This is a genomic window from Planctomycetota bacterium (assembly GCA_021414025.1).
Classification (GTDB): Bacteria; Planctomycetota; Phycisphaerae; order Phycisphaerales; family SM1A02; genus SYAC01.
The window spans coordinates 1-15,496 of sequence record JAIOPG010000004.1; the positions used below are offsets into that span (position 1 = coordinate 1).

General features: G+C 65.1%; 16 protein-coding genes. 6 read left to right on the forward strand and 10 right to left on the reverse strand.

The annotated features are described in order from the left end of the window. On the reverse strand, window positions 1-689 hold a 689-nt coding region (locus tag K8R92_04480), incomplete at its 3' end, for an amidohydrolase (GenBank protein MCE9619145.1). Window positions 690-806: 117 nt separating this feature from the next. Between K8R92_04480 and K8R92_04485 the strand changes: the two genes are divergently transcribed. Both K8R92_04485 and K8R92_04490 read left to right on the forward strand, forming a co-directional pair. Beyond that, window positions 807-1,499, forward strand: a complete 693-nt coding sequence (locus K8R92_04485) for a bacteriocin fulvocin C-related protein (GenBank protein ID MCE9619146.1) — start codon at window positions 807-809, stop codon at window positions 1,497-1,499. A gap of 33 nt (window positions 1,500-1,532) precedes the next feature. Continuing rightward, window positions 1,533-3,686, forward strand: coding sequence for a PAS domain S-box protein (locus K8R92_04490; protein ID MCE9619147.1), 2,154 nt, complete (start codon window positions 1,533-1,535; stop codon window positions 3,684-3,686). 13 nt (window positions 3,687-3,699) lie between these two features. Here K8R92_04490 and argF read toward each other — a convergent pair whose 3' ends face one another. Genes argF through argC form a run of 6 tightly spaced genes read right to left on the reverse strand, consistent with a single transcriptional unit; the run spans window position 3,700 to window position 9,383 of the window. Then, on the reverse strand, window positions 3,700-4,635 hold the full coding sequence (gene argF, locus K8R92_04495) for an ornithine carbamoyltransferase (protein MCE9619148.1): 936 nt from the start codon (window positions 4,633-4,635) through the stop codon (window positions 3,700-3,702). Between the two features lie 8 nt (window positions 4,636-4,643). Further along, a complete protein-coding gene (gene argJ / locus K8R92_04500; protein ID MCE9619149.1) occupies window positions 4,644-5,846 on the reverse strand; it encodes a bifunctional glutamate N-acetyltransferase/amino-acid acetyltransferase ArgJ in 1,203 nt (400 codons plus the stop codon). 3 nt (window positions 5,847-5,849) lie between these two features. Continuing rightward, the gene (locus K8R92_04505; GenBank protein ID MCE9619150.1) at window positions 5,850-6,365 is read right to left on the reverse strand and encodes a GNAT family N-acetyltransferase; all 516 of its coding nucleotides are present in this window, start codon (window positions 6,363-6,365) and stop codon (window positions 5,850-5,852) included. A gap of 2 nt (window positions 6,366-6,367) precedes the next feature. Next, window positions 6,368-7,567 carry an acetylornithine/succinylornithine family transaminase gene (locus tag K8R92_04510; protein ID MCE9619151.1) on the reverse strand — a complete coding sequence of 400 codons (1,200 nt, stop codon included), beginning with the start codon at window positions 7,565-7,567 and terminating at the stop codon, window positions 6,368-6,370. Next, window positions 7,564-8,340: an acetylglutamate kinase gene (gene argB / locus K8R92_04515; protein ID MCE9619152.1), complete on the reverse strand. Its 777-nt coding sequence runs from the start codon at window positions 8,338-8,340 to the stop codon at window positions 7,564-7,566. Before argB ends, K8R92_04510 begins: the two co-directional genes overlap by 4 nt. 2 nt (window positions 8,341-8,342) lie before the next feature. Then, a complete protein-coding gene (gene argC, locus K8R92_04520) occupies window positions 8,343-9,383 on the reverse strand; it encodes an N-acetyl-gamma-glutamyl-phosphate reductase (GenBank protein MCE9619153.1) in 1,041 nt (346 codons plus the stop codon). 111 nt (window positions 9,384-9,494) lie between these two features. Here argC and K8R92_04525 point away from each other — a divergent pair, with 111 nt between their 5' ends. From K8R92_04525 to K8R92_04540, 4 genes are read left to right on the forward strand one after another with little or no spacing between them, the layout of a single operon-like run. Then, complete coding sequence (locus tag K8R92_04525; GenBank protein MCE9619154.1) at window positions 9,495-9,947, forward strand: arginine repressor; 453 nt, start codon at window positions 9,495-9,497, stop codon at window positions 9,945-9,947. Beyond that, entirely contained in the window at window positions 9,947-10,720 is a 774-nt protein-coding gene (locus tag K8R92_04530) for an argininosuccinate synthase (protein ID MCE9619155.1), read from the forward strand. Before K8R92_04525 ends, K8R92_04530 begins: the two co-directional genes overlap by 1 nt. Further along, on the forward strand, window positions 10,710-12,098 hold the full coding sequence (argH, locus tag K8R92_04535; GenBank protein MCE9619156.1) for an argininosuccinate lyase: 1,389 nt from the start codon (window positions 10,710-10,712) through the stop codon (window positions 12,096-12,098). Before K8R92_04530 ends, argH begins: the two co-directional genes overlap by 11 nt. Continuing rightward, window positions 12,095-12,607: a hypothetical protein gene (locus K8R92_04540; GenBank protein MCE9619157.1), complete on the forward strand. Its 513-nt coding sequence runs from the start codon at window positions 12,095-12,097 to the stop codon at window positions 12,605-12,607. Before argH ends, K8R92_04540 begins: the two co-directional genes overlap by 4 nt. Window positions 12,608-12,876: 269 nt before the next feature. Here the strand turns inward: K8R92_04540 and K8R92_04545 are convergent, their stop codons facing one another. The 3 genes from K8R92_04545 to K8R92_04555 are packed head-to-tail and all read right to left on the reverse strand — an operon-like array spanning window position 12,877 to window position 15,476. Then, window positions 12,877-13,482 carry a TMEM175 family protein gene (locus K8R92_04545; GenBank protein MCE9619158.1) on the reverse strand — a complete coding sequence of 202 codons (606 nt, stop codon included), beginning with the start codon at window positions 13,480-13,482 and terminating at the stop codon, window positions 12,877-12,879. A gap of 2 nt (window positions 13,483-13,484) precedes the next feature. Then, window positions 13,485-15,017, reverse strand: coding sequence for an FAD-dependent monooxygenase (locus K8R92_04550; GenBank protein ID MCE9619159.1), 1,533 nt, complete (start codon window positions 15,015-15,017; stop codon window positions 13,485-13,487). Window positions 15,018-15,050: 33 nt separating this feature from the next. Then, on the reverse strand, window positions 15,051-15,476 hold the full coding sequence (locus K8R92_04555; GenBank protein MCE9619160.1) for a hypothetical protein: 426 nt from the start codon (window positions 15,474-15,476) through the stop codon (window positions 15,051-15,053). Between the last annotated feature and the right edge of the window lie 20 nt (window positions 15,477-15,496).

Here is a 15,496-nt window from a genome sequence, read left to right on the forward strand (position 1 = left end):
GCTTTCGCCGCAGCGTAGTCGGCCCAGGATTTCTGGTACACCGTCGCGCGCGTGAAGGCGTCGCGCAGCACGTAGTCCACGCCCTGGCGCGGGGAGGGACAGCGTTCGGGGCCGGTGGGCGCTTGTCCACGCTTCTGCGTGACGTTCTCACCGAGCGCGAACTTGATGCCGGGCATCGCGCCGGCGAAGAGAATCTCTTCGGGCCGCTTCTTGCCCCAGCGCAGTTTGATCACGGCATTCTTACCGCCGATCGAATTGGCGCTGCCGTGCAGGATATTGGCCGTGGTCGTGCCGCCGGCCAGATCGCGATAGATGTTGATGTCGTTGGGATTGATGACGTCTTCCATGCCCGTCATCGAACTCACCGAGGTGCCGCCTTCGTTGATGTCGTCGTTCGCGATGTGCGAATGCGCGTCGATGATGCCGGGAGACACGAACTTGCCGGTGCCGTCGATGATCTCGGCGCCGGCGGGAATGGTGACGGTGGCGCCGATGGCGGTGATCTTGCCGTTCTGGAGCACGATGGTTCCTGCGGGGATCGTGCCTTTGGTGACGGTGATCAACGTGGCGTTGCGAATGGCCACGATGCCGCTGGGCGCCTGGCCGTCGAGTCGCACGCTCGACGCCGGCAGAGCCAACGCGGTGAGTAACGCGAACCCGGCGATCGCCGAGCGCAGTGTCTGGAACATCCTGTGCCTCCGAAGGGCAGAAGGATACGGCATTTTCGCGATTGCACAAGCATCGCCGTCAGTACTAACCTTTTCGTGGGCACCCCGGGTTCGTCTATCTGATTGCAGGAGGTTTGTATGCGTAAGGTGTGGACGCTGATTTCGTCGCGGCGCGGCCGCGGCATTGTTGCGGTGTGTGTGTTGGGATTGCTTGGCGTTGGCGCGGTGAACCTCGATCACCGAACGTCGACCCAGCGGGCCGGCGCGTGGGCCCGCTCGCATGTCGGCTCGCTCCCGACGACGCTGGAGGGACTGGCGGCATTCCCGGCTGAGTACCGTCAGCAGATCTTCGCGGAACTGCCGATCACCGAGCAGAGTCGCCTTTGGCACGTGCAGCTGCAAAGCGTGTTGCAGACCGAGACGCTGACCGAACCGCAGCGCGCCTATGTCGTCAAGCTGATGGCCCTGGCGACGCCGGATTCGTTCCGCAAGGAGATGCCGAAGCCGGAAGTGTGCGATGACATCGCGCGCCTCTTCACCAACGACGCGCAGCGCGCGCGCGTGACGCGTATCGCCGCCGGTGTCGAGCCAACGCGGTCGTTTGCGGCCACGTGGGTCAAGGTCAGCGAGAAGGCCCGCGCGGCCGTCTCACTGGGCGCGGCGCAGTTTGACTGCAACTGCCGCGGATTGGGACTCTGCGAATGTGGGCTCATGTCGCCGTGTCTCGAAGGCGACTGCAACGCGGCCTCGACCTGCGGGTGTTTGTGGGCCGGTGACTGCGACAAGTTGTGTCGGTCGATCATTCTCGACATGAACCGCACGACCAAATAACACCTGGGCGGTGTCACACAGTAGTATTCGTTCGTGACCCGACCAGCTCATGTAGATCGCGATTGGGACCGAGCCGACGCATGGCTCGGTCTCACCGCCGTGCTGCTGATCATGCTGCTCTCGATCGCCTCGTCGGTGATCGGCGGCCCGGTCAGTTTCTACGTCAAGATCATCGCGACCGTGGCCTTTCTGGCGCACCCGTACGCGTTGCTGCGGGTGATTCGGCATTTTCGCGACATCCCCCGCAGTTGGGAGTGGCTGCTGGTGGTGGGCACGGCCGGAATTGTCATCTACGTCGCGACCACGCCCAGCCCGAAGTCGTTCAGTATTCGCGTCGCCACCGGTCTGTATGTCGCGCTGGCGCAGGTGTTGGCCGCGCTCGCCCTTGCCGCTACCGCCCGTCAACACCGAGGGCTGAGCGCCTGGCGACTCAACGTCGCGGCCGTGGGCGCCGCGTTGCTGGCCCTCACGTTTGCGTTGCAGGTGCTTGCCTCCAACGACGCCTCGTACGGCATTTTCGCGCGTTTTCTGTGGCTCGTGCGCGATCTCGCGATCGTGATGCTCGTCACGTATTACCTCGGCCTCGTGCCGCCGCGTTTCGTGCGGCGCATGTTGCAGCGCGGGGAGGAGTATCGCTTTCTTCGACAGACGGCTGAACGTGCCCCTAGCGATCGCGGAACGCTTGTCGCGGCCGATCTGGCGGAAGCCGCCAGCCGCAGCACCGCCACCGCCGCGACCATGGTGCTGATCGGCAGGGGGCCGCTCGCGGTGGTTGGCGCATCGCGCCCGTCGCTCATTGGCATCAACGTCACGTCGCTCACCGGCGCGCTCGGGCGGGTGCTCGCTGATCGAACGGTGCTCAACGGCGACGCGGCCGACCTCGAACCCGAACTGCGTAACGTCGGGATCAAGGCGGAGCGATTTCTGGCGGTGCCGATTCTCGGCGAATCCGTTGTCTGGGGCACGTTGCTGATTCTGCAGCGACGTCGCTCGCTCTTTCTCAACGACGACGTCGCGATGCTGCAGCGCCTGTGCCGGCACGCTGCCGAAATTCTCGATCATGCGCAGCGACTGGCCGACGAGCGCGCCCGCGAGCAGCGCGAAGCCGAGGCGCGACTCGATCTGATTCTCGAAAGCCTCAAAGACTACGCCGTCGTCACGGTCGACGGGCAGGGCGTGGTGACCAGCTGGAATGTCGGCGCCGCGCAGGTGTTTGCCTACGAGCCCGCCGAAGCGATCGGCCGTCCCATCAACTTCCTCTTCGATGACATGGCGCCATGGCTGATCGATGAACTGGAGCGCGCCGGTCGCGGCGAGCCCATGATCAGCGAGACGACCGGCCGTCGTCGGGACGACACGCGTTTCACGGCCAGTCTCGTCATTCGTCCCTTGCAGGATCGCGGCCGCGCTTCGGGAGGCTTCGTCATCGTCATGCGCGATGTGAGCCAGCAGCGCACGCTCGAAGATCGACTGCGGCAGGCGCAGAAGCTCGAAGCCATCGGCCGTCTCGCCGGTGGTGTGGCCCACGACTTCAACAACATGCTGACGGTCATCATCGGCTATGCGGCCAGCCTCGACGAAGTGGTGGCGCCCGAACATCGCGCGGCCGTGGGCGAGATCTGGCGCGCAGGTGATCGAGCGGCGGCCCTGACGCGACAATTGCTGGCGTTCAGTCGTCAGCAGGTGCTGCGTCCGCGCGTGGTGCATCTGCCCGACGCGATTGGATCGATCATGCCGATGCTGTCGCGGTTGCTCGGCGAGCACATCGAGATCATCGAAGCGATCGAACCGCCCGTGCCGGCCGTGATGGCCGACCCGTCACTGCTCGAGCAGATCGTGATGAATCTCGCGGTCAACGCGCGCGATGCGATGACGAACGGCGGGCGCCTGACCATTCGCGTGAAGGCGGTGAAGCTCAGCGGGGCCGATGCCGAGACCCTGACCGGTCGCGAGGGCGTGCACGCGCTGCTCGAGGTGAGTGATACGGGGAGCGGGATGGACACCGCCACGCAGGCGCGCATGTTCGAGCCGTTCTTCACGACGAAAGATGTCGGTCGCGGCACCGGGCTGGGATTGTCGATGGTGTACGGCGCCGTCCATCAGATGAACGGCGCCATTGCGGTGGAGAGCCGGCCCGGCGAGGGCTCGACGTTTCGGGTCTACATCCCGATGCACGACGCGGATTGAGCCGCGCCGACGCCTACGCGAACAGCTTGGCCAGCAGCGCCTTCTGCGCGTGCAGGCGATTTTCTGACTGATCGAAGACCACCGACTGCGCGCAGTCCATCACGCCGTCGGTCACTTCGTGTCCGCGATGCGCGGGCAGACAGTGCATGAAGAGCGCATCGGGACCGGCGGCATCCATCAGCGTCTCGTTCACCTGGAACGCCGCGAAGATGGTCTCGCGCGCATCCGCCTGCGACTCTTGTCCCATCGACGCCCACACGTCGGTGTAGATCGCGTCGGCGCCCGTGACGCCGGCCATCGGATCGTTTGTCGTGGTCACCGTGCCGCCCCAACGAGCGACGCGCGCGCAGTCGGCCATCGCTGACGCCGGCATCTCGTAGCCCTTAGGCGACGCCACGCGAATATGCATGCCGAGCATGACGGCCGCGTGTGCGAGCGACACCGCCACGTTGTTGCCGTCACCGACAAACGTGATCGTGCGTCCACGCAGATCGCCCAGATGCTCGCGCAGTGTGAGCATGTCGGCGATTGCCTGACACGGATGCTCTTCGTCGGTCAGCGCGTTGACGACGCGCAGCTTCGGGGCCGCGCCGGCAAACTCCACCAGTCGCGCCTGCGCAAACGTGCGGACCACGACGCCCGCCACCCAGCGCTCGAGGTTCTTCGCCACGTCGGTTACCGACTCGCGGCTGCCGAGGGCCACCTCGGCCGCCGGATCGATCACGTCGCCGCCGAGCTCACGCACGGCAATCGTGAACGTGCTCTTCGTGCGGAGCGACGGCTTGTCGAAGAGCAGCGCCACGTGCTTGCCCGCGAGCGGCGTCAGCGAGCGACGCCCCAGCAGGCGTTCGGCCTTGAGCTGTGCAGCAAGCGCGAGCGTGTCGTCGAGTTCCTCGTGCGAGAGATCGAGTACCGACAGAAAGTCCTTCGTGCGAAGGCCGACAGCCACTTGTGTGCTCACGTGCGGTACTCCGCGTTGATCTTCACGTATTCCGCGCTGAAGTCGCAGGTCCACATCGTGGCCGCGTGCGCGCCCAATCCGAGATCCACCGTGATGGCGATCTCTTTCTGCAGCAGTTCGTCCGCCGCCTTCGGCGCAAGGTCGTCGTGCGGCACACCGGTGACGAAGAGCTGCACCGGACCGATCGACACCGACGTCGTGTTGATGTCGAACGCCGCGCCCGAACGACCGGCCGCCGCGACGAGCCGGCCCCAGTTGGGATCGCCGCCGTGAATGGCCGTCTTCACCAATGGGGAGTTGCAGATCGTGCGCGCCGCCAGCCACGCGTCGTTGTGCGACGCCGCGCCGGTGACGTTGACGGTGACGAGCTTGGTCGCGCCTTCGCCGCCGCGCACGATCTCGCGCGCGAGAAATCCGCACACATCCGTGAGCGCGCCAATGAAGTCGTCGTCATCCGCGCTCGTGATTTCGATGCCGCTGTCGCCCGACGCCATGATGAACACGCAGTCGTTGGTCGAGCATTCGCCGTCGACGGTGATCGCATTGAACGTGGCGTCGGTCACCTTGACGAGCGCGGCATGCAGCACGGCGGGCGAGATCTTCACGTCGGTGGTGATGAAGCCGAGCATGGTGGCCATGCGCGGTTCGATCATGCCCGAGCCCTTGCACATGCCGCCGACGGTGAAGCCCTTCGTGCTGACCGCACACGACTTCGGAAACGGATCCGTCGTCATGATCGCGTGCGTGGCGCTTTCGGCGCCGTCGATGGAGAGGCCCGCGGCCGCCTGCGCGATGCCGGTGCGCACTTTGTCCATCGGCAGGTTCACGCCGATCACGCCGGTGGACGTGACGAGCACTTCCGCGGGTGTGCACCCGAGCGTGGCCGCCGTCAGCGTGGTCATCTCGATGGCGTCATGCATGCCTTGCGTGCCGGTGCACGCGTTGGCGCAGCCCGCATTCACCACAACGGCGCGCGCGCGGCCGCCCGTGGTCTTCAGGTGGTCGATCGACACGAGCACCGGCGCGGCCTGCGCCTTGTTCGTGGTGAACACGCCAGCCGCCGGCACGGCGGATGCCGCTTCGACGATGGCGACGTCTGGGTTGCCGTTCTTCTTGATACCGGCCCGCACGCCGCGCGCGCGAAAGCCGCGCGGAGACGTGACGCCGCCAGTGGGATCAAACGTGCGCGTAGTTGCCATGACCTAGGCGACCTTCGCGTAGCGCGGCACGTCGATCAACGGCAGCATCATCGCGTGCTGTTCGCACTTTCTGAACAGCGGGCAGTTGAGGCAATCGGTCGAGATCTTCTCGGGCAGCCACGTGTGCGGCACGATCGAGAAGTTCTGGCGCACGAAGAACCGCGCGTCATGCGTGAACGCGCACAGGGTCTCGAAGCCGCGCGACTTGGCCGTGCTCTGAATTTCACTGACCATGCGCGACGCCAGGCCGACGCCGCGCACATCGCGGCTCACGACGAGCGAACGCACCTCAGCCACGCGCGCCGAGAGCGGCGCCAGTTCGGCGCAGGCCACGATGTCGTGGCTGTGCGACGCGCCTTCGGCCGACGGCAGGCATGCCACCAGAAAGCGGTCGGCGTGACGACGCAGCTCGTTGATCTCACGCGGCAACAGATGTCCTTCGGACAAATGTGCGTTGATCAGGGCAAACATCGCTTCTGCGTCGTGCTCGGTGGCCGTGCGAATCACCAAATCGGTCATGGCTACTGCTTCTCCTGTAGAACGTCACCCAGAATGCTCAGGGCTTCATCGATATGCGCTTCGGTAATCACGAACGGCGGCAGCAGACGAATCACTGACGTCGACGTGCGGTTCACGAGCAGTCCGCGCTCGAGAGCCGCGGGCACCACCCATCCCGCGTCTTCGCCGATGTCGATGCCGCGAATCACGCCGGCGCCGCGCAGCGCGACGATGCGCGGTGTGCGCGCCTGAAGGGCCGCGAGCGCTGTGTCGAAGTGCGCCGACACGCGACGGACGTTGTCGAGCACGCCGCCGCTGCCGGGTGTGCCGAGTTCGTCGAGAAAGAGCAGCGCCGCGCGGCACGCGAGCAGGTTGCCGCCATAGGTGCTGCCGTGATCGCCTGGTGCGGCGGCGGCCGCGACCTTGTTCGAGAACATCGCCGCGCCGATCGGCACACCGGCGCCCATCGCCTTGGCCAGCGCCATGAGGTCGGGCTTGAGGCCGAGCGTGGCGCTATACGTGAACGTGCCCGTGCGACCCGAGCCGCACTGAATTTCGTCGGCGATGAGCAGCGCGCCCGTGCGCGCGCACGCCGCGTTGATCGCAGCCGCCATCGCGGCCGAGATCGGGCGCACGCCGCCTTCACCCTGAATCGGCTCCACGATCACTGCGGCCGTCGTGTCATCCACGGCGGCGGCCAGCGCGGCCGGATCCTGCGCGTCGACAAACACGACGTTGGGGATGAGCGGCGCGAACGGCGCGCGATAGTGGTCATCCCACGTCACCGAGAGCGCACCCATCGTGCGGCCATGAAACGAGTGCGTGAACGCGACGTACTTCGTGCGCGAGCCCTGCCAGAACCGGCGCGAGAACTTCAAGCACGCTTCGATCGCCTCGGCGCCGCTGTTGCAGAAGAACGCGCGATCGAGACCCGTGAGCGTCGAGAGGCGCGTGGCCAATTCGCCCTGCAGCGGGTGATAGAACAGGTTCGACGTGTGCAGCAGCGTCTTCGCCTGATCGGCAATGGCCGCCGCGAGCTTCGCGTGGCCGTGACCGAGCGAGCAGACGCCGACACCCGAGATGAAGTCGAGATACGAGCGGCCGTTCGAATCGATCAGGCGCACACCTTCGCCGCGCTCGAACACGACGTTCGCGCGCTTGTAGACCTGGAGGATGTGTTCCGCTTCGAGGCCTTGTACCTCACTCGCCGTATGTGTCGTCATCGCAGTGTCGTTCCTGTCGTCAAATCTCTACCGTCCACAATCTTCACAACGCCCACGCCGGCATCGAGCGCCGTGCGGCAGGCGTTGAGCTTGGCCACCATGCCCGCGTTGGCCGTGCCGCTCGCGATCATCGCGGCCATGCCCGCCGCGTCGAGCGTGGCGATCGTTGCGCCGGTCGCGTCGAATACGCCGGCCGTCGTGCCGGCGATGAGCAGTTCGCTCGCACCCACCGCTGCTGCAATGCGGCACGCGATCACGTCGGCGTTCACGTTGAGCACCTGGCCCGCGTGATCCACGCCGAGACAGGCCACCACGGGCACAAACCCGCCGGCGATCAACGTGCGAAAGAGCGCCGGATCCGCCTCGGTCGGATCACCGACCAGGCCGAGATCCACCACGCTTCCCGAGGTGGATGTCATCGGCGCCACGCGACTCGCGCGACCACATCCGGCATCCACGCCCGTGAGCCCCACGGCCTTCACGCCGGCGCCCACGAGCGACGCGACGAGGTCCGTGTTGGTCGTACCCGCAATCACTGCGACCACCGCATCGAGCGTGTCGGCATCCGTGATGCGCACGCCGTCCACTTTCTTCGGAGTGATACCGCGACGTCCGAGCTCGGCATCAATCGCCTTGCCGCCGCCGTGCACGATGATGAGTCCGATTTGCCCGGCGGCCGTGGCCGCTGCCGTCTCACGAACAATCGTGGCTACCGTCTGCGTGCGGGTCGCGGCGGCTTCGATCAATTCGCCGCCGAGTTTGATGACGCGCACGTTCACAGCAGCGCCGTCCGCTCGTCGAGGTCGTGAATCAGGTTGAAGTTCTGAATCGCCTGACCCGCCGCGCCCTTCACGAGGTTGTCGATCACGGCAATCAGCACGAGACGCCGGCTCGCCGCATCGAACTTCCAGCCGATATCGCAGAAGTTCGTGTACGCCACGTGCTTGATCTCAGGCAGCGCATCGCCCGTGAGACGCACGAACGGCGCGTTTGCGTAGCTCGCCTGCATCGCGTCGGCAATCTGCTCGGCGGTGACGCCGGGCTTGGTGCGCACGTAGATCGTCTCGAGAATGCCGCGATCGAGCGGCACGAGGTGCGGCACAAACGTCACTTCATCGTTCAACGCGCCCGATGACAGGCCCGCCGCGAGCGCCAGTTCCTGCTGCATCTCGGCCACATGACGATGGCCCAGCACGCCGTAGGCGGCGACCGATCCGTGATTCTCCGAAAAGTGCGTGCGGTCGTTGGCCGTGCGGCCCGCGCCCGAAATGCCCGACTTCGCGTCGACGATGATGCCGGCCGCGATGTCGATGAGGCCGGCCTTGGTGAGCGGCAACAACGAGAGCAGCGCCGCGGTCGGATAGCAACCTGGGCACGCGATGAGCTTCGCGTTCACGATCGCGGCCGCGTCATGCTCGACGAGTCCGTAGGCCGTGCCCTCGGGCAACGTTGCCGTGGCCGGATACCAGCGCGCGCGGTCGCCGTTGTCACGAATGCGGAACGCGCCAGAGAGATCAATGACGCGCACGCCGGCCGCGATGAGCGGCGGCGCCACTTCGGCCGCGGCCTTTTCGGGCAGCGCCAGAAACGTGACGTCGGTGTTGGTCGAAAGCTTCGCGATGTCGAGCGGCTCGAGCTGGCCATTCCAGACCCGCGCAAGGCGGGGCAGGGGCCGAGCGGCCGAATCGGCGCTCGACGACATGCCGGCCACCAGATCCACGTTTGGATGGCGCGACAGCAGCGAGACGAGCTCCTGCCCGGCATACCCGGTGGCTCCAGCCACCCCGACACGAATCTTCGACGGATACTTATGCATCGCTAGGATTAAATATACAGACTCCATACACAGTCGTCAACGAATTCGTACGTGTTTTCGGTACTCGGCGTATACAGTCCATGTATAATCATGCGTATTCGGTGAATACTTATGAAGTCCTGGCGGCAATCTCAGATTCTCGAGCTCATAGATAAGGATGCGGTGGCCTCGCAAGAGGCACTCCGCGAGCACCTGCACGGCCGGGGCATCGACGTCACCCAGGCCACGCTCTCGCGCGACCTCAAAGAAATGGGGCTCGTGAAGCGCGCCGGTGACGGCGCCTACGTGCGTCCCGGCGCCGAACGCAGCGGCGCGGTGATGGGCGAGCAGATGCGCAAGGCCGTCACCTCGCTCGTGCGTTCGTTTGAGCGGGTCGACGCGATGATCGTCGTGCGCACAGACCCGGGCCAAGCCAACGGGCTGGCCGTGCTGATCGATCGCACGCGGCTCGCCGAAGTGGCCGGCACAATCGCCGGCGATGACACGATTCTCTTGATTTGCCGCGGGGTCGACAACGCACTGGTCATGGAACAGAAGTTGAACGCGATGGTGAAAGGACTCTGATGGATCGCATTGTGCTCGCCTACTCCGGCGGCCCCTCATCGTCGGTGGCCATTCCGTGGCTGCGTGAACAGCAGCAGGCGGAAGTGGTGACCGTGTCTGTGGATCTGGGACAGCACGAGTCGCTGGATGGCATTCGCGCGCGCGCGCTCGCGAGTGGCGCCGTGCGCGCGCATGTGCTCGATCGGCGCGACGAGTTTGCGCGCGAGTATCTGTTGCCGGCGATCGAGTCGGGCGCGCTGGATAGCGATGCGCCTGCGATTGTGGCGGCACTCAGTCGTCCGCTGATCGCGAAGGCGCTCGTGGAGTTGGCGCACATCGAAGGCGCGACTGCCGTGGCGCATGCGGCCACGGGTCCGCAGGATCGTGAGCGTCTGGCGGCGGCTGTCGCGGCACTCGATCCCACGCTGCGCGTGATCGACGCGACCGTCGACTGGACGTTTGATGCGCAGGGCATGGCCGAGTACGCGCGCGAGCGCGGCATTCCGTTTGCCGCGCCGTCGTCGACGCCCGATCCGCTCGCCGCGATCAAGGCCGATGCGGCCACGCATCCCATCTTTGTGCATCTGGATTTTCGCGGCGGTGTGCCGGTGAAGATCAATGGCATCGAGATGGATCTGGTTGAGCTCATGGCGAGCCTCGAGACGATTGCGGATGCGCAGGCAACATCCGGCGCGGCCGTGCTGCGAGCGGCGTACAACGCGAAGCAGAGCGGTGTGCCGGCGGATGTGAAAATCTTCAACGGTGTGTGTGAGGTCGTGACGCGTGGCAACTAACAACTTGTGGTCGGGACGTTTTGATTCGGCGCCGGACGCCGACGTGTTTGCGTACGGCAAGTCGCTGCCGGTCGACAAGCGACTTGTTGAAGATGACATCACCGGCAGCGCGGCGTGGGCGCAGGCGCTCGGCAAAGCGGGCGTGCTCACCGAGGCCGACGTGACGTCGATGTTGCGCGGCCTCGAAGAGATTCGCGCCGCCGTGCGTGCTGACGCGTCGATCTTCGATCGCGCGGATGACGAAGACGTGCACTCGTTTGTCGAGCGCGAGCTGATCGCGCGCATCGGCGACACCGGCAAGCGGTTGCACACGGGACGCTCGCGCAACGAGCAGGTGTCCGTGGATTTTCGTCTCTACCTCCGGCGTCGTATTCCGGAGATTCAGCGCACGCTCGCCGGGCTCGTGGCCGCGCTCGCGGGACAAGCCGACGCGGCAGGGCAGGCCGTGATGCCGTCGTATACGCATCTGCGCCGCGCGCAGCCGGTGCTCGTGGCGCACGTGTGGTTGTCGCACGCGCAGGTGTTTCGCCGCGATTTCGAGCGCTTCGACACCGCGCGGCACGAAGCCGATCTGATGCCCCTCGGCTCGGGCGCCATCGCCGGCACGGCTTACAACATCGACACGAAGTTTCTGGCCGACACGCTCGGCTTTACGCGCGTCACCGCGAACAGCATCGACACGTCGGGTGATCGTGACTTCGTTGCCGCGTTTCTCTTTGCCTGCTCGATGACGATGGTGCACCTCTCGCGCCTGGCCGAAGACGTGATTCTCTGGACGAGCGAAGAGTTCGGCTTCTTCGAGTTGCACGACTCGGTGGCGACCGGATCGAGTTTGATGCCGCAGAAGAAGAATCCCGATCCGCTCGAGCTCGTGCGCGGCAAGTCGGGCAAAGTCGGCGGCCTTCTTTCGGGCTGGCTGATGACCATGAAGGGCCTGCCGCTCGGATACAACAAGGATCTGCAAGAAGACAAAGGCATCGCGTTCGAGGCCGAAGACACCGTGATCGGCTGCACACGCACCACCGCCACGGTCGTGCGCACCCTCACGCTGCGCCCCGACGTCACCCGCACCGCCGCTTCGGGCCTGTTGCTGGCGACCGAGGTGGCCGACTACCTCGTGCACAAGGGCATCCCGTTCCGCACGGCACATGAGGTGTCGGGCAAGATCGCGCGCGACCTCTACGAGGCGGGGCGTGATTACTCGTCGATGACATTGGCCGACTGGCAGCGATACAGTGGAGACTTCGATCAGACGATCTTTGCGGCTGTCACGCCCGAGGCTGCGGTTGCGGCCAGGTTGACGCCGCAGTCCACGGGACCGCACGCGGTGCGCGCGGCCCTCGGCGACATTCACACCTGGCTTGGGGATAAACGATGACGATGTTTCTGGTTCTGCGCGTGCTGCACATTCTGCTCGCGGCTGTCTGGGTCGGCGCGACGGTGTCGACGACGTTCTTCTTTGTGCCCGCGATCAAAGAGGCGCAAGCCGCCGGTGGTCAGGTCATGGGCAACGTCATGAAGCGCGGCTACTCGATGGTGATGACGAGCATCGCCGGCCTCGTGATGTTGACGGGCTTGTATCTCTACCACCACTACACGCAGGGCTTTGATCCGATCATCAGCGGCTCGATGGGCGGACGCGTCTTCGGCACGGGCGGTCTCGCCGGCATCCTCGCCACGGTCATCGCCAGCGGCATCGGCCGCAAAGCGCGCAAGGCCGTCGCCCTCATGCAGCAAGCCGGCCCCATGCCCGCCGGCGCCGAAAAGTCCGCGCTCATGCAGCAAGCCGCCGCGCTCCAGGGCAGCATGGCCACCGCGAACAAGATCACGCTCGTGCTCATGGTTATTGCCGTCGTGACGATGAGTGTGGGGCATTACGTAGGGTAGGGTGGGACCAAGCTCGGTACGTAGGACCAAGCTTTAGCTTGGTCAACGTTGTGCTCTAGCTCGTCCCCGTCGTCCAAGGTCCAAGGTTCGCAGTTCCTGGTCCGCCGTCGACCTACGTCAAGGGTCCCGAGTCTGTCCCAGACTCTGAACCTCGGACGTCCTTAGGACCAAGGACCCAAGACGACGAGTGACCAAGGACCGCGAACGTCGGACTTTGGACCTCCCAAGACGACGAGTGACAAAGGACCGCGAACGTTGGACTTTGGACGTCACGAAACTCTATTCGCGATCCTCCTGTCTGGAATCAACCAGATGATCGCCACCGTCCCGAACGCGACGTAGGCCAGACGCGGATCGACGTAGGCGAGGGCGCTGCCGGTCACGTAGATCGCGATCGAGATGAGGCCCTTGGTGTCGCTGCCGAGCAGGTCGCGCAGCTTCGATTGCTTGCCGCTGCTGTGGCGCAACTGCTCCGCGATGATGCAGCGCACCAGAATCGTGTAGCCGATCGCCGCCATCAAGAGCGAGAAACCGTACAACATCGCGGGTGTCGCGGACGTGTGCTCGACGCCGTGCGCAGCGGCTTCACCGACCCAGGCGGTGGTGAACGGCACTACGGACAGCCAGAAGAGCAGATGCAGGTTGGCCCACATGATGGCGCCATCCACGCGCTCGACCACGTGCATCAGATGGTGATGGTTGTTCCAGTAGATGCCGAGGTAGACGTAGCTCAGCACATACGCGAGAAACTTCGGCACGAGCGGCCGCAGATCCGCGAGGTGCGTGCCCTCGGGCGGGCGCAGCTCGAGCACCATAATCGTGATGATGATGGCGATCACGCCATCGCTGAAGGCTTCGAGTCGGTTCTTGCCCATGGTCAGGTCCTCGAGCCAAGCCTATCGCCATGATCGGCGAAATATCGCAGCAGCGAGTTCGGGTCGCCGCCCGCATCCGCCAGCGCGATGTAGCCGTCGGGCCGAATGAGATAGAGTGCGCCGCGCACCAGGCCGGACTGTTTTGCGCCGGGGCTCCATGTGAAAAAATGGATTGGAATTCGCAGCCTGGCGCAGGTTTCAGGCAACTCGCGCCGCGGCTCGCCGTAGACGTGCACCTGCCATTTCAGCGAAGTGAGCGGAGTGAAGTTGTCGCCATCATCCAGCGAAACCCACGGCAGTCGATCTCCGCCATGCACGCCGCCGGCCGCGCCCGTGCTGAGCGGACTGGTTCTGTACTTGATGCCGATCTGCGACAGTGTTCGAAAAAACAGGCGGCGCACAGGCGGCAAGCGCAGAAGCCTTGGCATGACGCGCGGAACGACTTGCAGGCGGATGAACTGGGAAATTGATCCGGGACGGGCGACCAGCGTGAAGATACGGTCGGTCGATGCCACGAGCCGCCGTGCGAAGCCGATCCGCTCGCTCTCATAGGTGTCCAGCAGGGCATCCGCGGCGCCATCATTGAGCACGGCGGCCAATTTCCACGACAGGTTGATCGCGTCGCCGATGCCGGTGTTCATGCCCTGGGCGCCGACCGGGCTGTGAATGTGCGCCGCGTCGCCCAGCAGGAACGCGCGGCCCTTGCGAAAGTGGTCAGCGACGCGGTGATGAACATGGTAGGTGGAAAACCAGTTCATCTTGTTGACCGTGATCCGCATGTGCTCGATCGCAGTGCCGCGGATGTCGTCGAAGGTCAGCTCGCGGGGTTCGCTGCCCGGCTTTTGCCGCACCGCGCCGATCAGCCGCACGCGCTTGTCGTCCTTGAATGGAAAGATGGCCACGAAGTCGCCGTCGTCGACATCGACATGAATTTCATGGTCGATCGACGGGCCGCTCGCCTCCACGTCGGCGACATAGAAGAGGCCGTCGAAAGTTCCACCGGGGAAACCCACGTCGAGCCCGGTCCGAACCGCCGATCGCGCGCCGTCGCAGCCGGCAAGGTATGCAACCTGGCAAATCTCTTCGGAGTTGTCGGGCCGCTTGAGCGTCGCCCGAATGCCGCCGGGTTGCTCCTCGAAGCCGAGCAGCTCCGTTCGTCGCTCCACCTTCGTTCCCATCGCGGCCAATTTTTCGATCAGGAACGCCTCGTGCTGGTCCTGCGGGAAATCCAGCATGAAAGGGAAGGGGCTCAACCCTGCGCCGATGTTTCCAAACCGCAGGCGCATCGCCTTGCGGCCGCGACCCCAGAGGTTGATGCCGGCGACCTTCACGCCCCGCGCAATCGCTTCGTCGGCGATTCCCATTTGGCGGTAGAACTCCAGCGTTCGGGCATGCACGCCCATGGCGCGAGAGGTCGTGCCCGCTTCGGCGGTCTTGTCGATGATCCGGAAGCGCACCCCAAGTTTCTTCAGCCACAGGGCCAGCACCAGCCCGGTCGGTCCTGCGCCGACAATCAACACCTGCGGTTGGCTCATCGACGGGACCTCATGGGATGCTGCTGACAGAACTCAGGTCGACCTGCTCGTGCTCTTGCGAGCAATGATCATGCGGGCCGCGGCGAATCCCAGCAGCATGCCGGCCAGGGATGCCAAGGCGATGATCAGATGGTCGGAATCGGAGACGGGCGCGTCGGAAAATTTACCGCCGAATAAAACCCAGGTCAGGTGGCCGCCAATGAGCAGGCCGATCGCCCCGAGCGCCCAGTAGAGCGGCGAGCTGTGAAACATCCGTGCAAAGAGCCAGCCGAATAAGGCGGCGCCCAGGATCCCCGCGAGGTAGCAGCCGACCCAGTAGCCCGCGCCGTCGAAGTGCTTCTCGCCGAAATGTCCCCCGATGCCGGCCAGGCAGACCACGGTGGGGCCGGCCAGAAAATAGACTCCGACGCCAATGTGCGCAGGCGCATGGTCCGGTCCGGGTATTTGAACGTTGCTCATGGAGTCGCGGCCTTCCGGGA